At 49.3% G+C, this 23,130-nt stretch carries 23 protein-coding genes; 8 read left to right on the top strand and 15 right to left on the bottom strand.

Going from position 1 to position 23,130, the window contains the following annotated elements; genetic code table 11:
• Positions 1-62: 62 nt before the first annotated feature.
• Entirely contained in the window at positions 63-1,784 is a 1,722-nt protein-coding gene (locus H6F51_07075) for a flavin reductase (GenBank protein ID MBD1822258.1), read from the top strand.
• A gap of 77 nt (positions 1,785-1,861) precedes the next feature.
• Here H6F51_07075 and H6F51_07070 read toward each other — a convergent pair whose 3' ends face one another.
• Positions 1,862-2,860 carry a squalene/phytoene synthase family protein gene (locus tag H6F51_07070; protein ID MBD1822257.1) on the bottom strand — a complete coding sequence of 333 codons (999 nt, stop codon included), beginning with the start codon at positions 2,858-2,860 and terminating at the stop codon, positions 1,862-1,864.
• A 379-nt stretch (positions 2,861-3,239) separates the two neighbouring features.
• On the opposite strand from H6F51_07070, the gene accD reads away from it, so the two are divergent.
• From accD to H6F51_07045, 5 genes are all read left to right on the top strand, one after another.
• Positions 3,240-4,160: an acetyl-CoA carboxylase, carboxyltransferase subunit beta gene (accD, locus tag H6F51_07065; protein ID MBD1822256.1), complete on the top strand. Its 921-nt coding sequence runs from the start codon at positions 3,240-3,242 to the stop codon at positions 4,158-4,160.
• Between the two features lie 174 nt (positions 4,161-4,334).
• Positions 4,335-4,826 (top strand): cytochrome c-550, encoded by a 492-nt coding sequence (locus H6F51_07060; GenBank protein MBD1822255.1) that lies wholly within the window; start codon positions 4,335-4,337, stop codon positions 4,824-4,826.
• Between the two features lie 23 nt (positions 4,827-4,849).
• Complete coding sequence (gene psbV2, locus H6F51_07055; protein ID MBD1822254.1) at positions 4,850-5,353, top strand: photosystem II cytochrome PsbV2; 504 nt, start codon at positions 4,850-4,852, stop codon at positions 5,351-5,353.
• 120 nt (positions 5,354-5,473) lie between these two features.
• On the top strand, positions 5,474-5,887 hold the full coding sequence (gene petE, locus H6F51_07050; GenBank protein MBD1822253.1) for a plastocyanin: 414 nt from the start codon (positions 5,474-5,476) through the stop codon (positions 5,885-5,887).
• Between the two features lie 94 nt (positions 5,888-5,981).
• Positions 5,982-6,374, top strand: coding sequence for a c-type cytochrome (locus tag H6F51_07045; GenBank protein MBD1822252.1), 393 nt, complete (start codon positions 5,982-5,984; stop codon positions 6,372-6,374).
• On the opposite strand, the gene H6F51_07040 is transcribed toward H6F51_07045, so the two are convergent.
• The 3 genes from H6F51_07040 to H6F51_07030 form a co-directional block, all read right to left on the bottom strand.
• Positions 6,363-7,238, bottom strand: coding sequence for a 2-hydroxy-3-oxopropionate reductase (locus H6F51_07040; protein MBD1822251.1), 876 nt, complete (start codon positions 7,236-7,238; stop codon positions 6,363-6,365). The two genes, H6F51_07045 and H6F51_07040, sit on opposite strands and share 12 nt — an antisense overlap.
• A gap of 4 nt (positions 7,239-7,242) precedes the next feature.
• Positions 7,243-8,559 carry a four-carbon acid sugar kinase family protein gene (locus tag H6F51_07035; GenBank protein ID MBD1822250.1) on the bottom strand — a complete coding sequence of 439 codons (1,317 nt, stop codon included), beginning with the start codon at positions 8,557-8,559 and terminating at the stop codon, positions 7,243-7,245.
• Positions 8,560-8,697: 138 nt separating this feature from the next.
• Positions 8,698-9,111 carry a hypothetical protein gene (locus tag H6F51_07030; GenBank protein MBD1822249.1) on the bottom strand — a complete coding sequence of 138 codons (414 nt, stop codon included), beginning with the start codon at positions 9,109-9,111 and terminating at the stop codon, positions 8,698-8,700.
• A 379-nt stretch (positions 9,112-9,490) separates the two neighbouring features.
• Here H6F51_07030 and H6F51_07025 point away from each other — a divergent pair, with 379 nt between their 5' ends.
• Positions 9,491-9,925, top strand: a complete 435-nt coding sequence (locus H6F51_07025; GenBank protein MBD1822248.1) for a pentapeptide repeat-containing protein — start codon at positions 9,491-9,493, stop codon at positions 9,923-9,925.
• On the opposite strand, the gene H6F51_07020 is transcribed toward H6F51_07025, so the two are convergent.
• The 10 genes from H6F51_07020 to H6F51_06975 form a co-directional block, all read right to left on the bottom strand.
• Positions 9,922-10,881 (bottom strand): glycosyltransferase family 9 protein, encoded by a 960-nt coding sequence (locus H6F51_07020; GenBank protein MBD1822247.1) that lies wholly within the window; start codon positions 10,879-10,881, stop codon positions 9,922-9,924. The two genes, H6F51_07025 and H6F51_07020, sit on opposite strands and share 4 nt — an antisense overlap.
• Before the next feature lie 186 nt (positions 10,882-11,067).
• Positions 11,068-12,324, bottom strand: coding sequence for a methionine adenosyltransferase (locus H6F51_07015; GenBank protein MBD1822246.1), 1,257 nt, complete (start codon positions 12,322-12,324; stop codon positions 11,068-11,070).
• Positions 12,325-12,632: 308 nt separating this feature from the next.
• Positions 12,633-13,364 carry a Crp/Fnr family transcriptional regulator gene (locus H6F51_07010; protein ID MBD1822245.1) on the bottom strand — a complete coding sequence of 244 codons (732 nt, stop codon included), beginning with the start codon at positions 13,362-13,364 and terminating at the stop codon, positions 12,633-12,635.
• A gap of 120 nt (positions 13,365-13,484) precedes the next feature.
• Positions 13,485-14,258 carry a Crp/Fnr family transcriptional regulator gene (locus tag H6F51_07005; protein ID MBD1822244.1) on the bottom strand — a complete coding sequence of 258 codons (774 nt, stop codon included), beginning with the start codon at positions 14,256-14,258 and terminating at the stop codon, positions 13,485-13,487.
• Between the two features lie 180 nt (positions 14,259-14,438).
• A complete protein-coding gene (locus H6F51_07000; protein MBD1822243.1) occupies positions 14,439-14,903 on the bottom strand; it encodes a response regulator in 465 nt (154 codons plus the stop codon).
• A gap of 141 nt (positions 14,904-15,044) precedes the next feature.
• On the bottom strand, positions 15,045-15,770 hold the full coding sequence (locus tag H6F51_06995) for a Stp1/IreP family PP2C-type Ser/Thr phosphatase (GenBank protein ID MBD1822242.1): 726 nt from the start codon (positions 15,768-15,770) through the stop codon (positions 15,045-15,047).
• Positions 15,771-15,864: 94 nt separating this feature from the next.
• Complete coding sequence (locus H6F51_06990; protein MBD1822241.1) at positions 15,865-17,685, bottom strand: AarF/ABC1/UbiB kinase family protein; 1,821 nt, start codon at positions 17,683-17,685, stop codon at positions 15,865-15,867.
• A gap of 109 nt (positions 17,686-17,794) precedes the next feature.
• Positions 17,795-18,127 (bottom strand): hypothetical protein, encoded by a 333-nt coding sequence (locus H6F51_06985; GenBank protein ID MBD1822240.1) that lies wholly within the window; start codon positions 18,125-18,127, stop codon positions 17,795-17,797.
• Positions 18,128-18,212: 85 nt separating this feature from the next.
• Positions 18,213-19,796 (bottom strand): protein kinase, encoded by a 1,584-nt coding sequence (locus H6F51_06980; GenBank protein ID MBD1822239.1) that lies wholly within the window; start codon positions 19,794-19,796, stop codon positions 18,213-18,215.
• 149 nt (positions 19,797-19,945) lie between these two features.
• Complete coding sequence (locus H6F51_06975; protein MBD1822238.1) at positions 19,946-20,764, bottom strand: acyl-CoA desaturase; 819 nt, start codon at positions 20,762-20,764, stop codon at positions 19,946-19,948.
• A gap of 119 nt (positions 20,765-20,883) precedes the next feature.
• On the opposite strand from H6F51_06975, the gene H6F51_06970 reads away from it, so the two are divergent.
• Positions 20,884-22,134, top strand: coding sequence for a methionine gamma-lyase family protein (locus H6F51_06970; GenBank protein MBD1822237.1), 1,251 nt, complete (start codon positions 20,884-20,886; stop codon positions 22,132-22,134).
• Positions 22,135-22,182: 48 nt separating this feature from the next.
• Here the strand turns inward: H6F51_06970 and H6F51_06965 are convergent, their stop codons facing one another.
• Positions 22,183-23,079, bottom strand: coding sequence for a DMT family transporter (locus H6F51_06965; GenBank protein MBD1822236.1), 897 nt, complete (start codon positions 23,077-23,079; stop codon positions 22,183-22,185).
• Positions 23,080-23,130 lie beyond the last annotated feature (51 nt).

Here is a 23,130-nt window from a genome sequence, read left to right as displayed (position 1 = left end):
GGTGGGAGTTTGCAAAAGGATGAACCTGTCCTTTATGTCCCACCCTTCATCATGCTCGCCTTATGCTTCAAACTCGACCTAGAGATGTCCAAGTTGCCGAAATCGCTCAAGATACTTGGATCTTACGATCGCGCACCTGGGATCGGCTGAAATTTGAAACCGAATACGCCCGTCAAAAAGGAACAACTGCAAACAGCTACCTCATTCAAGCCGAAAAAAGTGCGCTGTTTGACCCACCGGGCGGCTCCTTTACCGATATCTTTCTCAAGGAACTCCACGACCACCAGTATTTCCAAAAGCTCGACTACCTAATTCTGGGTCACGTCAACTCCAATCGGATCGAAACGATCAAACGCCTGCTCGAAATTGCGCCACAAATTACGATCGTTTGCTCTCGCCCTGCCGCCAATAGCCTCAAGGCTGCATTCTCCAATCAGCCCCTAAACATCAACCCCGTTCGAGGTGAAGAAGTCCTCGACCTCGGAAAAGGGCACGAGCTTCAGTTTGCCTTTACGCCCACCCCGCGCTGGGTAGATGGACTCTGCACTTACGATCCGGCAACCCGTATTCTCTATACTGATAAATTCTTCGGCGCTCACGTTTGCGATGATGCCATTTTCGACGAGAACTGGAAGCAACTCGACGACGATCGCCATTACTACTTCGATTGCCTCCACGCAGCACAGTCAAAACAAGTCGAAGACGCGATCGACAAGATGGCTCGGTTTCGTCCGAAATGGTACGCGGTTGGACATGGCCCGATCGTGCGCTACAGCCTCAGCCGCCTCAAGCTCGAATACCTCGAATGGTGCGAACAGCAAGAGAATCAAGAACTTTCTGTAGCGCTGCTTTATACCTCTGCTTACGGCAACACCGCAACCGTCGCCCACGCGATCGCTAAAGGACTCACCGATGCTGAAATCAAAGTCGAATTGATTAATTGTGAACTCGTTGACCCCAGCGAAATCACAGCCGCGATCGAGCAATGCGACGGATTCGTCATCGGCTCTCCAACGCTGGGCGGACACGCTCCAACCCAAATGCAGACTGCTCTAGGATTAGTGCTTTCTACCGCTTCAAAAACCAAAATTGCAGGTGTTTTTGGTTCTTACGGCTGGAGTGGTGAAGCGATCGACCTACTCGAAGGCAGACTGCAAGATGCCGGATTTGCCTTTGGCTTCGACACCATTCGCGTCAAATTCACACCTTCAGAAGAAGTGCTGCAACACTGTGAAGCCGCCGGAGCCGAATTCGCTCAAGCTCTGAAAAAAATGAAAAAAATCAGAGCGCCGCGTCAAGGAGCCGTCGAAGCTCAAACCGATCGTACCGAGCAAGCGATCGGGCGCGTTGTCGGTTCGCTCTGTGTTGTGACTGCAAATCAGGGAGAAACACCGTTTGGGATTCTAACCTCGTGGGTGTCGCAAGCGACCTTTAACCCTCCTGGAATTACGGTTGCCTTACCGAAAGATCGAGCAGAAGGCGTTCTAGACCATCCTGAAATTCCCTTTGTGCTCAACATTCTGAAGGAAGGGCGAAACGTTCGGCGCACCTTCTTAAAAGCAACCGCTCCCGGTGAAAATCGTTTTGCTGAACTCAGCACCGATCACGCCTCTAATGGTTGCCCTATTCTTTTAGATGCTCTTGCCTACCTCGAATGCAAAATCGAGAATCGGATGGATTGCGGCGACCACTGGCTGCTTTATGCCACGATTGAGAATGGTAAAGTGCTTGAACCCACAGGCGTAACCGCAGTTCAGCACCGTAAAACCGCAAGCGCCTATTAAAGGCGAGTTGCTCTCGCTGTCTAACCGCTTTAAGTTGAAGCAGCGAGAGTATTGCTGTTCGGCAGAATCTTCTGAAGTTACCCGCACTGTGAAAGATCGGTTGCGACAAATTTCCGCAGCTTACAATGTCGATCGTGAAACGATACCGCTTTGCTAGACTGCTTCGGCGCGGTTGCGTTCCCCCATCTTGCAGGCATCAACAGCACTAAATCGCGCTGCACCTCACGCCAATAGACTTGCGGAAATCGCACATAATCATAATCGCAATGGCGCATCACCCGCTCAATGCGACGGTACCGATTCAGCGACCAATCGCGCAAAATCTGCCAAGACGGATGCAAATCAGACGACAAAAGAAATGGATAAGTGCGACGCTGTAGGGTTGGCAAATAATCATAAATCCAAAACTGCATCATCGATCGAAATCCCGGATTGTCATAGGCTCTAAGGTCTAGAATCTCAGATCGTGTCACAGCGAAGCGATCGAGCAATTCGTTGGGCAAATAGCAAATTCCTTGCTCTGCATCCTCACGTAAATCTCGTAGCGTATTGTAAAACTGATCGACGACCCCGAACGCGCCAACCACCTGGCAAGTCTGATCGGACAAAAACGGTAAAACCTGAAAAAATGATGCAGCTAACTCCCGCAGCATCGTCTCAAACTCAGCGATCGTATCAAAGACTAAATTCTTCTGGCTATACCGATTCAGCGCCGTTAAATACTGCTGCCAAGCCTGCCGGGAAAATTGACTACTTGGATCAGCCTGGTCAAACCAGCAGTCTCGCATCGACTCAAACAGCGATCGATGATCTCCCGTCGGCTGCACCGTTCCAGTCGCGCTCAGCCAGCGCCACGAATTACAAAATGCTTGAAACTGTCCAGATCTCTCCTCAATCAGTTCATTTTCCGCTAAACGATCTGCTAAACGAATCCAACGAATCCGCTCAATCCAAGCTTGTCGAACGTCTGGATCTAACTCCATCACCCAAGCAGCATTATCTTCGTCTTTCAAAGCATCATCCGCAATGGCACGATAATGAGACGACCCAAACAACTCAGCAGTAGACGTGTTCATATCAACAGGTAAATTTCGGACTTGCCACGGCACTCGCGCTTAGAATTCCCAGATTTTGGTAGGATTAACGGATGTCAATGACAACAATTTAAGATAAGAGTTGCCAAAGTCTTGGGAATTGGATAAACCAAGAACGCGTCGAGAAAATATTTCTCAATCGAGCGGTTAAATGAGGTACGAGAGAATACAGCGACAAAAATGATTTCTCATCAGAGATGGGTTACGTACAAGCTTTCATACTGTTAAGGTAGTCAAATTTAGTACGTGTAGAGTATAGAAAAGAACGCATTTTTTAATACGATTTGATTGAACTAGCGACATGTTACTCGCTTTTATATAAGCCGTTAACTTTTATTCGTGGTAGTAGGTAGATTCACTAATGTCACTATTTGATTGGTTTGCAAATCGGCGAAAATCTGATCCGAAAGTTCCTCAGGCTCAAGAGCGAGAGATTGCTGATGGACTTTGGAAAAAGTGCGAAATGTGTGGTGTATTGACTTACACCAAAGACCTCAGAGCAAATCAGATGGTCTGCCTAGAATGCAGCCATCATATGCGTGTTTTTAGTCCAGAACGGATTCGACAATTGATCGACGCAGACACGTGGGTCCCGATCGATGAAGATATCCTTCCGACCGACCCGCTAAAATTCCGCGCTCGCAAATCTTACAGTGACTACCTGCGCGATACCCAAGAGAAAACCAAGCTGACTGAAGCCGTACAAACCGGAATCGGTCAACTCGATGGTTGCCAAGTTGCGCTCGGCGTAATGGATTTCCGCTTCATCGGGGGGAGTATGGGGTCGGTCGTGGGTGAGAAAATTACCCGTCTGATTGAACGCGCATCTCAGCAGCGCCTTCCGGTTGTAATTGTGTGCGCCTCTGGTGGCGCGAGAATGCAGGAAGGAATGCTGAGCCTGATGCAGATGGCAAAAATCTCCGGAGCGCTACAGCGTCACCGGGAAAGCCGCCTGCTTTACATCCCAGTCCTAACTCATCCAACGACTGGCGGTGTAACGGCGAGTTTTGCCATGCTGGGAGATATCATTCTGGCAGAACCGAAAGCCATGATTGCGTTCGCTGGGCGACGAGTGATCGAACAGAACTTACGCCAAAAACTTCCCGATGATTTTCAGACGGCGGAATATTTGCTAAATCATGGATTTGTTGATGCGATCGTGCCGCGCACCCAACTGAAAAAGACCTTAGCGCAACTGATTCGCCTGCATCAGCCTGTCATTCCGACCGCTCACGGCGTTCAGATTCCAGGGATAAAAACCTTTACCACGACTCCTGACTAGGTGGAATCTCAAGATTGGTGAAAGCATTGTCACAACGGCATGATATTGGTATTAAAGAGGTCTATTCTCATCATCAGCAAAGCCGATTCGAGCGATTTGCCGATTGCCTTCGGGCTGCCATTATCGATTGTTGTGTTGTGAAGTCCGATTACTGAGCCACATTTAAGGAGAACCATGCTTAAAAGATTTCTTTGGCTTGCTGTTGCCACTGTCTTTTTTGCTTTTCAGGTCTTTGCACCGTCTGCCAATGCTGCTGAACTTGATGCCGCAACCCGCACGGTGGTAAAAGATGCGAGCGGGGGTACTGTTACCCTCACCCCCAAGCAAGTAAAAGAAGGCAAGCGCCTGTTTCAATACGCTTGTGCTCAATGTCATGTGGGCGGTGTTACCAAAACCGACCCCAACGTTGGGCTTGACCCTGAAGCGCTTTCACTCGCGACCCCGCCTCGCAATAACATTGACGCGCTAGTCGATTACATGAAAGATCCGACCAGCTATGACGGAACCACATCGATCGCGGAAGTACATCCGAGCCTCAAGAGCAAAGATACCTTCCCGGCAATGCGGAACCTGACCGATCAAGATCTAACTGCGATCGCAGGTCACATCTTGCTGCAACCCAAAGTCGTTGGCGACAAATGGGGCGGCGGCAAAATCTACTACTAACCCAAATTTAGGCTGATCCTCTGATGCTGATACAAGCTTTCCGAACATTCTGGCAACGCTGCCTTCTAATCTTCTGTTTTGCTTTGTTCAGTTGGGGAGCGATCAGCCTTCCTGCGTATGCCAAAGTTAATCCATACGTTAGAAATTATTTACAAGTGACAGATCCGGTTCCAGTGGTGATGAATGATCGAGGAGAAACGCGATCGTTTTCCGCTGAGGACTTAATTAAAGGAAAAAACCTATTTGAGCTTCACTGTGCTTCCTGTCATGTCGGCGGTGCAACCTTACCGAACCCTACTGTCTCTTTATCGTTAGCAGCGCTAAGACACGCGATACCACCCCGCGACACAGTGGAACAATTAGTAAAATTCATGCGGCAACCGATGACCTATGATGGCAGCGAAGACAGCCTCCTCTGTCGTGAAGTGCCAGAGTCCTGGCTCTCTCAGACTGAAGTCGAAAATCTTGCAGGCTTTATCTTAAGAGCTGCCGAAAAAGCAAAAGGATGGGGGATCGCGAATTTTTAGAGCGGATTTCTGGAAATGATTTTCGGTTAGAACCCGGTCAATGTGAGTACGACAGGCTGTAAAATGTAAAAACAATCTAGAGAACCCCTCTAGAAAACCATTTCGATTCGAGAGTGAACTATGAAATCGATCGCTTCTGCTATCCGGGGACTGACCCTGGCGTTCTGTGCAGTTCTACTAATTATGGGTAGCCTTTTCCTTTCTGCTGCTCCTGCTTCAGCAGATACCGTGAAAGTGAAAATGGGCGGTGCAAAGGGTCTAGTGTTTGAACCCGCAATTGTCACCGTTAAGCCTGGAGACACGATTGAATTTGCGGTAGGTCAATTGCCTCCTCATAACGTGATCTTTGATGCTGCAAAAGTTCCTGGTGGGAATGCAGAGTTGGCTGCTTCCTTATCGCACAAAGCTCTAGAAGGTGCGAAGAAGAGCTTTGAAATTACGATTCCGGCTGACGCTCCTGCTGGAGAGTACACCTATTACTGCTTGCCTCATCGTGGCGCGGGCATGGTCGGTAAAGTTGTCGTCCAAGGTTAATTTCCGCTATTCTCCTTGGTTCTACGGTTGCACTTTGATCTCGGCTTACAATGAAATCAGTGCTTTTACCCATATTGGCGCAGGACTAAGGAGAATGAACTCAAATTGGCAAACGTCTTGGTTTCGGAATGCGATCGCGCTTTTGATGTGCGCGATCGCAATTTTTATGACAATTTCTCCAGCATCAGCAGAATCATCAGATGGTGAACATCTGTTTAATGCAAATTGTTCTGCCTGTCACATTGGCGGTAACAATGTGATCATTTCGCACAAAACTCTGAAAAAGGAAGCCCTAGAGAAGTATGAAATGAAGTCTCTAGAGGCGATTCGGCATCAAGTGATCAACGGTAAAAATGCGATGCCTGCATTTGGGGGACGCTTGAGCGAAGAAGAGATCGAAGCGATCGCGACCTACGTTTTAGGACAGGCTGAGGCGGGTTGGTCAACCGCGCGAGTGGAGCCAACTGAGCAGATCTCAGGCATTTGAAAGCAGATCGTAAAGGAGCGCGATCGCAGCGTTATCAAGGTTTCCCTTGCCTTGAGCAATCAGGGAATCCATTAAAACAGTCACTTGACTGCTTCCCAGCAAAGGGACTCCCACTTCTCGTCCAGTCTGCAAAACAATATTCATATCTTTTCGATGCAGATCGAGCTTGAATCCAGGCTGAAAACTGCCATCCAAGATGCGTTGCCCGTGAACTTCTAGCACTCGGCTCTGAGCAAATCCACCCAGTAAGGCATCGCGAACTTTTGCCGGATCAACGCCTGATTTTTTCGCTAGCGTTAGTGCTTCTACAACCGCTTGAACCGTCATTGCAACCACGATTTGATTACACGCTTTCGTGACTTGTCCTGCGCCTGCTTCGCCGATGTGAACAATATTTTTTCCCATTGCTTGCAGAACGGGGAGGGCACGATCGAACGCCGCTTTTTCTCCCCCGACCATAATTGATAGGGTTCCCTGCTGTGCACCAATATCGCCCCCTGAAACTGGCGCATCCAGCGCCTGAATTCCGCGGGCTTGCAGTTCTGTGTAAATTTTCTTAGAGGTTGCAGGCGCGATCGTAGACATATCGATAAACAACAGTCCCGATCGCGATCCGGTTAAAACTCCGTCCTGTCCTAGTACAACGGATTCAACGTCTGGAGAATCCGGCAGGCAAGTAATCACAACGTCGGATTGTTCAGCAACTTGCTTGGGGGAAGTTGCGGGGGTTGCCCCTTGAGCGGCGAGTTCTGAAATGGGGGAGGGCGATCGGTTAAACACCGTCACAGGATAACCAGCTTTCAGCAGGTTTTGCACCATTGGCTTTCCCATGATGCCAAGTCCAATAAATCCGATGCGTTCCATGGGGTTAGATGTGTTGATTTAAGCGTTGATAAACGGTTGCTAATGCGGCTTCATCTCCGACATTTCCGGGAAAGAGAACGACGGGAAGGTTTGGGAACTGTGGGTGATCTTCTGCGGTTCTAACCATCGAAACGCCTGCCAAAACTTGACCTAAAAGTCGCGCAGTTCGGAGCGCTAATCCTTTGCTCAGGGTGTCGTTTGAGGTGATGCCGCCTTTGCTAATCAGGAAACCGATGTCTGCTGGAAGCTGCTGCAAAATGTCCATCAAAAGTGTTGAAACAGATTCGCCGAAATCCAAGCGAGTTTGGGCATCATCAAAGGTCAATTCTTTACGGCTGGTAAAGACGACAGGAGTTTTTCCAGCGTTGTGAATTTCGCTAATTTTTTCAACTGCGTCACTCAGTAAACGATCGTGCGCCTCATCTGATCCAGTCAATTGTGCAACCTCGATCTCAACGCCAACCGCTCCAGGAGCTTCGAGTAATTTCTGTAGCTGCTCGGTGGTCTTCTTTACGTGCGATCCAACGATTACGGCTCCGGGTTTGCCTCCCCGGACGTAACGTGCCATTTCTGCTTGTGCGATCGGTTGCGCTCCCAAATTTGCTAGCGATGTCAGCAGACTTGCTGCACTACGGAATAAAAAGCGTTTTCCTTCCGATGCAACAGTTAATACATCTGATGCAAATTGATCCATGTCTGCCTGTGTTTCTGCATCAACCACACAGCATTGATTATTGTGTAAATTTTTTAATCTCGGCTGAATTCCTGCTCGTATGTCTGCTAGCAGAAATCGCTCGACTTGATCGGCATGAATGCGACCCTGTGTTTTTTCTCCCACATAATCCGGCAAATAGCTGTACTTGTATCCAAACACAGAATCTTTAGCAAATTCAGTTTCGTGAACTGGCGTATCGACACCATTGACTTTCAAATAATGCACACTGTCGCGAGTCGTTCGTCCGCCTTCAAAAAATGCAGGAATGAGGAAATGAGCATCAAACGAACCGAGTTCTTCCGCGATCGCATCCGTTTCGATCGGGTAATGTCCTCTCAAAGTCGAATCGGATCGACTTACCACCAGAAAATCTTGAATCGACTCAAGCGCGATCGCCTGCTTCAAATTGCGACAAACTTCCTGAGTCACGCTTTTTGCAGCTTCGGGAGCCAGCGATCGCGTATTCGTCAGCACAAAGAAAATCGGCGCTTGATCGCGCAATCCCACACGCAAAGTCTCGACATCCCACTGCATTAGAAGCAGACAGCTATGCACAGTTTGCGACCCTGTTGGATCATCATCTAAAACAATGATTTTTGGCTGCATCTTCCTGCCTCTAAGCGCTATACATCGCTCAATCTACCAGGAAAATGGATCTCTCTTGATTGAATCAATGATCGTCAAACAATAAAAATCTCCAATTTCGCAAGGAAACTGGAGATGATAACACCACAAGCACCCGAACTATTTACGAATGTCTTTCGCCATCTTGCGGAACATATCCATATCCGACGCAGCTTTTCGACGTTGAGCAGCCGCATCCTCGATCGGAGCAGTTGGAGACGATTTAGCTTCTTGCTTCGGATCAACAATTTCTACTTTGGCTTTACCCGGAGTCACGCGACCCATAGCAGAAAGCTCTTGGATGTATTCCTTCTCGTCTGGACTGTCCACTGTTTTAGGGAAAGTCCGTCGAATCCTTTTAGATGCCTTCATATACTCCGAATTGCCAAACGTCTGAGCTTCAGTAGCTTCCAGAAAGAAGGCAGCGCTTTCTTTTTTCGGACGCTCGGCTTTCTCTTTCTTCGGACGTTCTACGGGTGCTTCTGTCTCGTTCGATTTAGATTTTGAAAATAATCCTCGAATGAATCCGGTCATGAGGTCTCCTAACTGCTGAGCGTAACATCAATAGTGATGATGTTAAATTTTATCAAATTTATGAGTGTCATAGTGCGGTTTTGATTGCACTTTCAATTGTTAGAAGAAGAATTGTTAGAAGAAGCTGAGGGACTTTGCCACCGCAGAAAAAGTTTGCCAAAATAAAGATAAGCCCAAATTCTTAGCAGCTTCAACAAAACTTAGAATTTGTCTTGTCTCGATCAGGGTGTTCGTACTTTTTCCACAATTCATCCGATCGAATGACATCCAGAGAATGAGGTTTTCTGGAACTCGTTTGTCTACGCTTGAAGTAATAAATAAGACTGCTACTTTACCTTGTTGATAGGCTCGCTCCACTCAATTTTTGGAGGATACTTTTATGTTTGCAAAAGTTGGAATTACACTCGCTTGTCTCGCTGTCGTCTCGATCTCAGCACCAGGGAAAGCAGCCGATCCTCAGCACGTTCAACGACTGCTCACAACCGGAGAATGTTCCGGTTGTAATCTTGCAGGCGCAGACTTGAAAGAAATCCATGTGTTGGGCGCTGATTTGCGAAACGCCAATCTTGAAGGTGCGAATCTCACAGGTGCGAATCTTGAGGGTGCAGACTTAACAGGCGCAAATTTGAAAAATGCAAATCTCACGACTACCTATCTGAGCAATGCCACCCTTGATTATGCCAATCTTACCGATGCAAATCTATCTGGTGCTAGCCTGATTAACGCGCAGACGCTCGGCGCAGTTCTCAATGGCATCAATATCAGAAACGCGGAGATTTACGGTAGCGGCATTTCGGCAGGTGGCGAATACTAACCGCCCCAAACGCGATCAAGTACCATTTGCGGTGAAATATCTGCCATTTTGCCTGTTGGAGATTTGATCGCTGTCACTCGATCGCTCTTAGGTAGAAGCTTCTCTGGATCAGTTGCGCCAAACAATGCCAAGGTAAACGTTTGAGCTGCGATTGCAATGTGCATCGGTGCGCTATCAGTACAAAGCATCAAGCTCGCCCCTGCCACCATTGCAACCAGTTGCCCAGTATTTTCGGGTGCAGTCACCTTAATTCCAGGACATAGCGCCGCTAATTGAGCGACGATCGCTGCATCTTCCTCACCTTTAATCAGAACGATCGGTAAATCTGGCTGCTTTTGCTGAAAGTCCTGGATAATTTTTTTCCAGTTTTCAGCCGGATAAATCTTATCGATTCCCTTACGCTGGGAAAGTTGGCTTGCTCCAGGATGAATCAAAACGTATCCGCCATCTTGCAGCCCAAGCCGTTTGCGCTCAGCATCCGACCACTCCAAATCTTTTGCTGGAACGCTGATTGCAATGTCAGAGACGGGACGATCGATGCCTATGCCCTTCAGCAAGTCGTGATACATCGCCGCCGCATACTGATTTTGATTAAGCGGGATGGTTCTCGTAAAAAAGGTTTTAGCTCCGCTGTCGTATCCAACACGAGTTTCAATGCCGCTCAGCCACAGCAGGAAGCCAATCCCCCAGCGCTGACCGAGAGAAATTGCGACATCGTATTCGCGATCTCGCAGTACCCCAAGCAAATTGCTCCAGTCCGACAGACTGTTACTGCCTTTGAAATCAAACAGAATGATATCGTTAACGGATTTAGAAATGCGGTAGGCTGCCTTCGCTCTTGGCTCAACAACAACATCGATTTGAGCATCGGGATAGGTCGCTCTTAGATCGTCTAAGGTTGGAAAAAATAGGATTTGATCGCCTATTCCACCAGGAACGAGGGCAAGAATTCTCATAGGGCTAGTAATTTACGCTTTTTCACAGTGCAATTCCGCCTTAATTTTAAGGGAAGACTCCTACCAAAGAAACTAGGGGACGATCGTAAATTCTGTTTAATTGTGCAGTTTCCATCAGAATTTCAGCTTGGAACAAAAAATAGCCCCCAGAGAGCAGTCTCTTGGGGGCAGATTGAATCGAACCTTTTAGCTAATTGCGGTCGTCGATAAAGCAGCTTCCTTTAACAGTGCAGCCTTATCCGTTTGCTCCCAAGGCAGTTCGAGATCAGGACGACCAAAATGACCGTAGGCGGCAACATCTTGGTAGAAACGACCACCGCGCTCTCCAGGAAGCGTCCGCAAGCCGAACGCCTGAATAATGCCTGCTGGACGCAGATCAAAATTCTCCTGCACCAATGACAGCAAGACTTCATCGCTCACCTTGCCGGTGCCGAAGGTTTCGATCATGATGCTGACGGGGCGCGCCACACCGATCGCATAGCTTAACTGAACTTCGCACTTGTCAGCTAAACCGGCTGCAACGATGTTTTTCGCGGCATATCGTGCTGCATATGCAGCACTGCGATCGACTTTGGTGGGATCTTTTCCAGAGAATGCACCGCCACCATGACGCGAATAACCGCCGTAAGTATCAACGATGATTTTCCGCCCGGTCAAGCCAGAATCGCCTTGAGGCCCACCAATGACAAATTTGCCTGTGGGGTTCACCAAGAATCGAGTGTTTTCGTCAGGCTTCACGTCGATATCCGCAAAGCAAGGCTCTACTACGAGTGCCCAGAGATCTGCTTTAATCTTTTCTTGGATCGCAACTTCGTCGCTAATGTCGCCGATCGTGGCGGTATGCTGCGTCGAAACTAAAATTGTATCGATGCCAACGGGTCGATCGTCTTCGTAAAGAATAGTGACTTGAGTTTTACCGTCGGGACGCAGATAGGGCAGTTGACCCGTTTTGCGAACGGCGGCAAGCTTACGAGAAATCCGGTGTGCTAAACAAATTGGGAGCGGCATCAATTCTGGCGTTTCGTTGCAGGCAAACCCAAACATAATGCCTTGGTCGCCAGCCCCGATCGCATCGAGCGCTTCTTGACTGAGATGTTCGCGGCTTTCTTGAGCGGTGTCAACGCCTTGAGCGATGTCCGGGGATTGTTCATCAAGTGCGATCATCACAGCGCAGCTATTGGCGCTAAATCCGTTCTCGGCTCCGGTATAACCGATTTCAGCGATTTTTTTGCGAGCAAGATCGATGTAATTGACATTTGCTTGGGTGGTGATCTCACCTGTAATGAGAACCAACCCTGTGTTGACAACGACTTCAGCCGCAACCCGACTGCTCGGATCTTGGCTTAGAAGCGCATCTAAAATCGTGTCAGAAATCTGGTCGCAAATCTTGTCTGGATGTCCTTCAGTGACGGACTCAGACGTAAAAAAATAACGACGGGACAAGGGCAATCTCCTTTCTATCTAAAGGTGTGAAACAGTCAGCCTGAATACAGGTGCGGGAATTATATCACTCAGCTTTGGGAAGGAGGTTTGAACGCGAGATAGAGATTAACGCAAGCGGAACCTTTTTTCTCTATTTTCAAACAAATGCAGTCCTTTTGGGCAGCATTTTCTCAATCGCCGCGCTCTGACATGATAGTTCTAATCTCCGTGGGGGCATCCTAGCAATCTTACGGATACCTCGACTATTCCACTAAGGACATCTTTATCGAGTCTTTGAAATTCTTCTGAATTATTTCGGTTTTTGCAGTTTAATCTTCCGAATCTCTTAGCTCGTCGCCTAACAACCGATCGAATTCTATCTTGACTAAGTGATAGCACTCGCAAGAGGCAGATTCGAGTCCTTGGCGATCGAGAATCCGAATTCTGCCGCGACTGTAGGTGATTAGTCCCGCTTTTTGCAAAATCGCTGCCACAACACTCACACTCGCCCGCCGGACTCCCAGCATCTGAGACAATAATTCTTGAGTGAGAAAAAACTCGTCGGTCGGGACGCGATCGTGACACATCAGCAACCAGCGACAACAGCGCTCCTCAACCGAATGCAACCGATTACAGGCAACCGTTTGGGACAGTTGGCTAATTAACGCCTGAATGTAGCGCAACAGTAGCTCATATAACCGAGTGTCAGGTGTGACGACTCGGCGGAACGCATCGACTCGCATTCGCATTCCGTTGCCTGCCACTTGCGCGATTGCTTGTAGCGAGAGGTGATTCACCCCCAGTAAAACATGAATGCCCGCCATGCCCTCATTGCCGATCGTCGCCGCTTCGACCGTTTCTCCCTCTTCGGTAATCGTCACCATTGAAACAACACCATGATTGAGGAAATACACATAATCAACAGGCTGATGCGGCTCATACAAGACGTGCTTGAACGGCAGTGTGACAAACTCCAAATGCGGCGACAGTTGCTCGTACTCTTCTTGGGACAGAGCGCGTAAGAGTTTATTTTGAGTAGGACGAGAACGATTTTGAGGCATGAAAGCCAACAGACCCGCGACACACAACCACTCAGACCGCAATCCGAATGCGGTTTCTAAGGTATAAGTCTTGTGTCACCGTTGTCTGTCCCTTACCGTACATAGGATCAGGGTGGTTTATCACAGCTCTTCAAACGGTTGGTCAAACTGCGATCGTAAAATTTGGTAGCATTCACACGCCGCAGATTCTAAGCCTGATCGATCCAAAAGGGTCAAACGACCGCGCTGATGCTGAATTAATCCAGCCCGCTCTAGCGTGTCAATAATTTCGCCGATGCGATCGCGCCGCACTCCCACCATTCGGGAAAGTAGGTCGTGGGTAAGCGGCAAGATTGGCTCTCCCAGACGATCATGCGTTAATAGCAACAAGTAGCAGCAGCGTTCTTGGCTCGAATGCAATTGAGTGCAGGCAAGATTTTGGGCAATCTGATTCATCAGCGTCTGAATGTAGCGCAGCAAGAGAAATTGCAGCGATCGGCTCACACTGAGTTCAGCTTGAATGGCTTTTGCAGAAACACGAAGCGCCGTACCAGGAATTTGAACGATCGCTCGCGTCGGAATGTGATCGGTTCCCAGAATGAGCGGAACGCCAATCATTCCTTCGTTGCCGATCGTGACAGTTTCGACTTCTCGCCCGCCCTCCATCACATTCAAGTGGGAAATAACAGCGGTGGTGGGAAAGTAGGCGTACTCAATGGATTGATTCGGTTCATAAAGAACTTGGCCCAAGGACAGGGTAACAGGTTCTAGAAGTAGAGTCAGACGCTCGTAATCGCCTGAAGGAAGTGCGGTTAGGAGTTGGTTGCAGGGCGGAGACATGGCTTGCAGGAGCCACCGTAGACTGGTTGCCCGTTGAACATCTGGAGCTACAGAATCGGTGAAATCTCTAGTCATGGGTAAATCGAGCAACAAGAGACGACTGGACGGTAGCTCAAAAGAGCGGGCTAAAATGCTAGCGTCTCACGCCTGTTGTTTATAAAATTTTGCTTCAGTGAATATGACCGCTATCGTATCGTATCTATCTCTCTATCCTCTCTATAGATGGGCAGAGTTGAGGAACTAGCCGAGATTTAGCTATTCCTTTTGGTCGCAAATGCGACATTGAGCACCAGACTCCCGAATCAGCGTGGCGATTGTGCTGTAGAGCAGTTCGAGATCAATTGGCTTCGATAAGTGCGATTGGTATCCGGCGGCGAGGGCTTCTTGACGATCGTCTTCGCGGGCAAATGCAGTCACCGCGATCGCAGGGATAGTAATCGATCGAGATCGTAGCGCTTTTAGAAAGCTATATCCATCAGCATCGGGCATCCGAATGTCGCTAATGAGAAGATTGGGTTTCCAAGTCGATAAGGTGATCAAGGCTGCTTGGACAGACTCAGCCGCAATGACTTCTGCTCCTTCTGCTTCAAGTGCCGCGATCATCATTTCTCGCGAATCTTGATTATCATCTACGACCAAGATCCGCAGGGCTTGTAGGGGAAAGGTATCCATGTAAGATTTTGAGCCAATCAGTTGAACCCGCTGAGGAGAAAGAGCCATAGTCCAGGCAGAGTAAATACTCTCGCTGCTTACATTCGCTAAGAGCTACGGTATCGGGCAGCGTGAATTTCTGTCTGTACGGTTTCGTACACAGATTGCCAGAATCTTACTTTAGAGTGATGGTGATAAAGCAGATTCAGATTACGGAATTGCGACAATCACCACAGTGATATTGTCTCGTCCGCCGCGATCTTTTGCTGCATTAATCAACGCAGTGGCTGCCTTTTCGCAGGCTCGAATTGATTTCAGATGGTTCGCGATGAGTTGATCAGAGAGTTCTTCGGTCAGTCCGTCGCTACAGAGCAGCAAACGATCGCCCGACTGCACGGAGAGCGATCGTACTTCTACGGTTTCTAATTCAGGTCGTCCTAAACATTGAGCTAAGACGTGGCGCATGGGATGGACTCGCGCTTGATCCGGCGTAATTTCACCGAGGCGCATTGCTCTTGCGACCCAAGTATGGTCTTCGGTGATTTGTTCGAGTTTAGCTCCTCGCAGTCGATATAGTCGCGAATCTCCAATATGGGTATAAAGCGGTTGGTCATCCCGGAAAATCACCGCAACTGCCGTAGTTCCCATATCTGCTCGTTCCGGGTGGAGGCGCTGATCCTTGAGAATGGCTTGATTCGCCTCTAAGACTGCTTGCTGCAACAGCGTTTCCGAATCGAGATCGGTTTCCCACTGCTGCGTCAGAACTGCTTGCATCGTCTCTATCGCGATGCGACTGGCTTCTTGTCCGCCTGCGTGTCCACCCATACCATCAGTGACAATGAAAAATCGCTCATCTGGATCGACAGAATAAGCGTCTTGGTTGACAGATCGGATCAGTCCGGTATCAGTCATCCCTGCAGTAAAGAAGCGTTTCATGGTGTTCAGCGTATCGGGTAAAAAGCGTCGAAGCTAAGTTAAATTTACTCTGAGTCTAAGTATTCACACCTCGCCCCACAAACACACCATTCATTTAAGGCATTCGATCGAACCGATCGAGCTTCATCATCAATCGAATCAGAGCGATTCCGCTAACTACCGCAGCGATCGCGACAATTCCGGCAACCCAATAAAGTTGATTCACCAATAAAATGGTTGAGGAAATCGTAAACGCACAAGTTAGTAGTGTGTAGTTTGTCCCTACATTTACGCCGCCGATGCGCCGCAAGATGCGATCGGTTTCGGTTGATCGAACTCTGACGCGCAAATCGCCGCGCTCTAGCTTGTCGAGGGTATCTTCAATTCGACGCGGTAGCCCGAATGCGGTGCTACTGACTTGTACTGCTTGACGACTTAATTCGTTCAAAAGTCCACCATCCGGGGAATTTCCGTTGCTCATAAGCTGCATTGCAAATGGTTTTGCAACCTCCATAAAGTTAAATTCCGGGTCGAGTCCTTTGCCGACTCCTTCTAAGGTTGAGAATGCCCGCATGACGAAGGTAAACGTTGCAGGAAATCGGAAGGGTTGATCATACGCAATTTCATACAAATCGTCGCTGATAGCGTTGACCGATTGTTCCTCAAACGGTTTATCCATGAAGTGATCTAGCATGAACTGAACCGAGCGCCGCACCGGGCCGATATCATCAGTCGGAGCCAGCGCACCCAGATCGATCAGCGACTTCACCACGCGATCGCCGTCTTTTTGAGCAACTCCAAAGAATGTATCGAGCAATCGTTCGCGAGTAATGGGCTTGATTTGTCCCATCATGCCGAAATCGTAGAAAATTAGTGCGCCATCGGGACTCACCGCAATATTTCCCGGATGCGGATCGGCATGAAAGAAGCCATCATCAAGAAGTTGATGCAGGTAGGCTCTGGCTCCCAGTTGGGCGAGGAGTTTGCGATCGAGTCCTGCTGCCTCCAGCGCATCGTAATGGCTGATCTTAATTCCGGGCATATATTCCAGGGTCAGAACACGCGGAGAGGCGTAGCGCCAGTAGACTCGCGGAACATGAACCCACTCGTGACCCCGGAAATTTCGGCGAAATGTATCGGCGTTACGTCCTTCATTGAGGTAGTCGATTTCTTCCCACAGGATTTTGCAGCATTCTTCGTAAATGCCAATCCAATCGCGTCCTTTGCCCCACTCTGGGTGATTCTGAAAATAGCGAGTGATGCCCTTGAGGATTTGCAAGTCGATTTCAAATAACTGCTTTAATGCAGGGCGCTGCACTTTTACAACGACTTCTTCGCCGGAGTGCAGTTGAGCGCGGTGTACTTGACCGAGGCTGGCAGCCGCAAGCGGAATCGGGTCAAAGCTGCGATAGAGTTCTTCGATCGACTTGCCCAAATCCTGTTCGATAATCGCAACGACCTGTTCGTAGCTGAATGCAGGCACACGATCTTGCAGTTTAGACAGTTCCTCGACAAACTCACTCGCAAACAGATCTGCCCGCGTTGAGAAGAGCTGACCAATTTTGATGAAGGTCGGACCTAAATCCAGTAAGGTTTCTCGAATCCAGATGGCAAGAGATTTGCGTCGAGCCGCTTTTTTCGCGTCGCTGATTCCGCCCTTGTAGCTCCAGCGCTTCGTGTACAGCCAGCGCGCGCCCATCAACTTCAGCACGAACGACCAAATATCGATAAATCTGCGCTGCCGCGAGTATTTCTCCCGGTTCCAACGATACGCTTTATTGGAATGCAAAATTTCTGGAGCTTTGCGCCGCCGCGTGATGCTTCTGGCTGCTCCATCAAACTCAGGCTCATGGGGGGCTGGTTCAGGCAAGGAAGTTACCTTCTCAACACTAGGCAGGTCGGGGTCGGTCACGTTTTCGGAGCGCTCAGACTCGATTGGCTCCGTCGAGAATGCCGAAGGGCTGGAGTCATTGGAAGAAACAGACACGCGATTTCTCAACTAACACTGAATGTTAAACTCAACTTTATTATTACAAACGCGAATCTTACTGAGTCGATCGCGTCCGGTAGCGCTGAAGTTCAGACCGCAATTCCGCGATTTCTGCCCGCAGATCGTCGATCGTCGCTTGCAGGTCGCCGCTTGTTTGTAAGTCTAACGGAACGATCGCGGTCGTCGTTTGAGCTTGGGTGGCGATCGTGGCTTCACGCTCTGCCCGTGCCATCACTTCATCGACAAGCTGCCGCAGGTTTTCTCGCTGTTCGGCATCGAATTTTCCTAGCTCGCTCAAGGCATCGGTAAGACCTGCTTCAAGCCGCTCGTAAGCAATTTCAGCGATCGCTCGACCTACAAAGAAAGCATGAACTAAGGGGGTACTCATAAAATTTTTCCTAGCGCTGCCTGAATTATAGCGTGAGCCGTCGAGAGGACAACCCAGGCGGAGGGAGAATCTCCGCGATCGACCGTTAGGGTGTTGTGGGTGGAGTCGGCGTGACTTCGCGAGAACTGGGTTTCAAAGGTGCAGGCGCAACGGGAGCCGGAGCGGTTGCCGGCGGAACGACAGGTTCAGGGGTTGTACTCGTTTCGGGTAAAGGCTCAGTTGGCTCGATCTCAGGTTCGCTCGGTTCAACTGAGGGCTTGGGTTTCACAGGGTTGGTGGGTACGATCTCCTCGGTGAGTGGATGACGGCGCGGGCGAATCGGTTCAGGCGACGGCGTTTCTATTTTTGGGGGGGTATAGATAGAGCGATCGACTTCTGGGGTAACGGGTTTTAAGGGTGTTTTGTTGGAATTGGCGCTGCTGGATTCAAGGGGAAGATCGGCGGCATCCTTATCATTTGGATTGAGTGTGCCTTTCCATTCTTTTTCGGGAAAAGGCTGTACAGGCTGTAGCAAAGTCGTTCCGGGTGCTTTGGTCGCGCTAATTCGCAGCGCTAATCCGAATCCTACGCCGATCGCGCCAGCCGTCACCATCGTTAGGACTAAAGATTTTGGCAAGCGAGGGGTCGGGGATACAAGGACTGCTGATGCCGGAGTCGCTTCTACGGCAGTTGTGGGAAGTGCCGTCAAGGTTGGGGCGGGTGGCGCGGTAGGAGCTTTAGTGGGAGGAGCCGCCGAGCGTCCGTTCTGTACCGGGAATGAAGCCAGCGTGACTTCTGGCTCGATCGAGCGTCCCCGACCGTTTTGAGACGATGTGGAATTGCCAGTTGTCGGAGTACTCTGAACAATATTATTGGCTGCACTGTTTGCACCATTGCTGGTGGGGTTCGTTGCCATCAGTGGGAGCGTTGTGTTGGGAAGGAGGCGCAACCACTCATCCGCAGTTTGAAGCTGCCACTGGGGATCACGGGTCAGTCCTCGAAAGATGGCTTGCTTGGTTGCAGGACTCCAAGAGTGGTGTTCAAGCGACGGTGAGCCGTTCGGGAATTGTCCGGTCAGGATAAAGTAAAGAGTTGCAGCCAGCGAGTAGAGGTCGATCGCGAATCGATTGTCTTGGCTCCAATTGGCATCAAGAGGAAGAAAGGGGCTTTTCTCAACCGGGGGTGCAAGGTCGTGAGCAAACCCGAAGCCGACGAGAACGCCTAAATTAGTGCCTTGACGACGCACGATCGTTTCGGGTCGAATATTGCGGTGAATCAGTCCGTTACGATGAGCAACGCTGAGCGCTGAGGCGACTTGCCGCAGATAGTGAATCGCTTCGGCTTCGGTTAGATGTGGTGCATTAAACGTAGAAATGCGATCGTGCAGAGTCTGACCCGGAATGTATTCCATCACCAGAAACGGTAGACCATCTTCTTGGAAAAAGTCGAGAACTCGCACAATACTGGGGTGCTGGGAACGAGCGAGAAGCCGAGTTTCTTCGATGAATCGAGTTTTGAGTTGGGGGAAGCTTTGCATCACTTGCAGGCTAGGGTCGATCGTTTTAATTACGACCGATTGCTGAAGGAGCGTTTGCGTTGCTAGATAAGTTGCGCCTAAGCTCTCGCGCCCTAGAACTTGATTGAGTTGGTACTTTCCGTTCTGAAGACTTGCACCGATCCGTAATTTCATGCGCTAAGCTCCTACCCACAATCCCATCATGCTAACCTTTTCGGGTCGAATTCCCAAGTTTCCGGAGGGCGCGAAGTAGCCCTTCTCTAATAAAAAATCCCGGACGATCGCGCTGTTTATCGTCCGGGATTTTTTATTGAAATCTGACTCTAAGCTTTTTCTTCTGCAAGTTTCACCTTGGTTGCAAGACCAAGAACTTGCAGTAGCCGAATCGTCATCCAAGTCATATCGATTTCCCACCATTTCAGACCGTGACGGGCGGAATACTGAAACGCATGGTGATTGTTGTGCCAGCCTTCGCCGTAAACCAGAAGCGCTACCCACCAGCAGTTTGTGGAGTTGTCACCGGATTCATAGGTGCGGTAGCCGAATTTATGGGTTGCACTGTTGACAAGCCAAGTGCAGTGGTAAACCAGCACCAAGCGAACAAAGATTCCCCAAACCACGAATGACCAACCGCCGATCGCATACAGCAACACGCCTAATGCAATTTGCAGCAGTGCAAAATAGTTTTCTAAGAACTGATAAAACTTGTCGTCGGCAATATCTTTTGTGAATTTAGGAACTTCATTTTCAGCCGGAACATCCCGCAGCATCCATTCCATATGGCTCCACCAGAATCCCTTGGTCGAATCGTGGTGATCGTTGGGCTGATCAGAATAAAGATGATGATGACGATGTAGCCCGATCCACCAGATTGGCCCGCCCTGCATTGCCAATGAACCAAAGAAAACTAGGGTGTATTCGAGCCATTTTGGGACTTGGAAGCTGCGGTGACTCATGAGACGGTGCCAGCCGAGGGTAATTCCTAAGCCTCCGGTCAGCCAGTGAAGGAAGATTGCTAATCCGACTGCGCTCCAGCTAAAGTTTCCGGGCAAAAAGGCGAACAGTGCGCCGATGTGAATCGCCACCATGAAGCCTAGCGTGGGATAGTCTATTTTCAGTTTTTCGGAAGTTGCAATAGTCATGAAAGAATCTCTAAACGGAATACGATACCAATTTGCGCGACAATAGAACCCGCTCTAACCGACTGAGTTATTCGGGTTAGCGCAATCTCTACTGTAAATATTAATGAACGAGGCAGACGATGGACGGCTCGATCTTGATAAAAGAAGCAGAACAGGCGCTATCTGCAATTTTTTCTGGTATTGACTCTCAGGTCAAGAAAAATTTACAAAGGGTGCTGGCTGCTTATCGCCATCATCGAGTGGGAGTTCATCATTTTGCCAGTGTCTCCGGCTATGGTCATGATGATTTAGGACGAGAAGTGCTCGATCGGGTCTTTGCAGAGATCGTTCAGGCTGAGGCTGCGATCGTTCGGGTGCAGTTTGTGTCTGGAACTCATGCGATCGCCTCGGCGCTTTACGGAGTGTTACGTCCGGGTGATGAAATGCTCTGCGTTGCGGGTGCGCCCTACGACACCTTAGAAGAAGTGATTGGCTTGCGGGGACATCAGCAAGGCTCTCTCAAAGATCTTAGCGTTTCGTATCGGCAGTTGGAACTTACGCCGGACGGGTTAATCGACTGGCACGCGCTCCGGACGGCGATTCGAGCGAATACAAAATTAGTTTCGATTCAGCGATCGTGTGGCTATTCGTGGCGACCGAGTTTGTCGATCGTCGAAATTGAGAAGATCGTTGCGATCGTCAAGGAACAGAATCCGAATACGGTTTGCTTTGTGGATAACTGCTATGGAGAGTTTGTGGAAGATCGAGAACCCACGGCGGTTGGAGCAGACTTGATTGCGGGGTCTTTGATTAAAAATATGGGGGGGACGATCGTCACGACGGGCGGATACGTTGCAGGTCGAGCTGATTTGGTAGAAATGGCAGCTTGTCGGTTAACTGCTCCGGGAATTGGCAGTTCCGGCGGTGCGACGTTTGATCAAAATCGCTTGTTATTTCAGGGCTTGTTTCTTGCACCTCAAATGGTGGGTGAAGCGATGAAAGGCAATCATCTGACCGCTTATGTGTTTGACAAGTTGGGCTATCCGGTAAATCCGGCTCCGATGGCTCCGAGGCGCGATGTGATTCAAGCGATTAAGCTAGGTTCGCCGGAAAAGATTATTGCGTTTTGCCGATCAATTCAGCAGAATTCACCGATCGGCTCTTATCTCGATCCGGTTCCGTCGGGAATGCCTGGCTATGAGAGTGAGTTGGTGATGGCAGGTGGAACTTTTATCGATGGCAGCACTTCGGAATTTTCTGCCGATGGCCCTTTACGTGAACCTTATGTTGTGTTTTGCCAAGGTGGAACGCATTGGACGCATGTAGCGATCGCGCTCGAAGCGGCAATCGAAGCGCTGGAACAAAAAACCCCCGACCGAAGCCAGGGGTAATTATCAGGGTGCATCTACCATTCCCCTTTACTCAGAGATTCGGGTAAATCAGGATACTTTTGCAGAATTTCCTAAAATTGCGATCGCGACTCCGATTAATAAGACCAAAGCTCCTGCAATCACTTGCGTTCCAGGAATTTCTTGAAATAGTGCGATCGCAAAAATCGTCGATCCAACTGGCTCTAGCAAAATAATCAGCGTCACGATCGTTGGTGGTAGATGTCGCATTGACCAATTGAAACTGGTATGTCCAATCAGTTGTGGAAACACTGCCATCAATGCAATGTAAACATAAGTGAGAATGGGATAGCCAATGTAAGATGAGGCGAATAGGAACGGCAAGGGAAACAGTACGATTGCTGCAACACTATAGGCGATCGTGACGTAAATTTTTACGTTTAATCCTTGCCGTTGTGCTTCTCGTCCTAATAACAGATATAAACTTGCTGCCCACGCGCCGACGATCGCTAATCCATTTCCCAGCAGTGGATTTGAACCATCTCGACTGGTTTGATCAAATCCAATTAAGATGCCCCCAATCATGGCAATTCCAATTCCCCAAAACGTTGCACGAGTTGGCTTTTCTCGAAACCAAGCCCAACTAAGCAGAGCAACCCAGAGTGGATTCGTTGTTACAAGCGTTGTCGAAGCTGCGATCGACGTATAAGACAGCGACGAAATCCAGGTCGCAAAATGCACCGCCAGCGAAATCCCTGCACCGATCGCGAATTTGGTCGCACTCGGTGAAGCGGTCTGAAAAGACCGCCAAGTTGGAACCAGAACCAGCGCTGCGATCGACAAGCGGGATGCTGCTAAAACAAGACTAAACCCAACGCCTGAAACACCTGAAACGGTTGTCGCCAGTCGAATCAGAATTGCAGCCGTTGAAACTGAAAGAATTCCGATCGTCAGAACGATCGCTAATGTGAGCGTATTCGATCGCATTGTCCTTAAAAATTAAAGACTACCTCGAAGCAGGAGTTCTCCGAAGATAAG

Source organism: Cyanobacteria bacterium FACHB-DQ100, from assembly GCA_014695195.1.
GTDB lineage: Bacteria > Cyanobacteriota > Cyanobacteriia > Leptolyngbyales > Leptolyngbyaceae > Leptolyngbya.
Note: the sequence above shows the minus strand (reverse complement) of the source record. Positions and strands in the feature narration are given on the sequence as shown.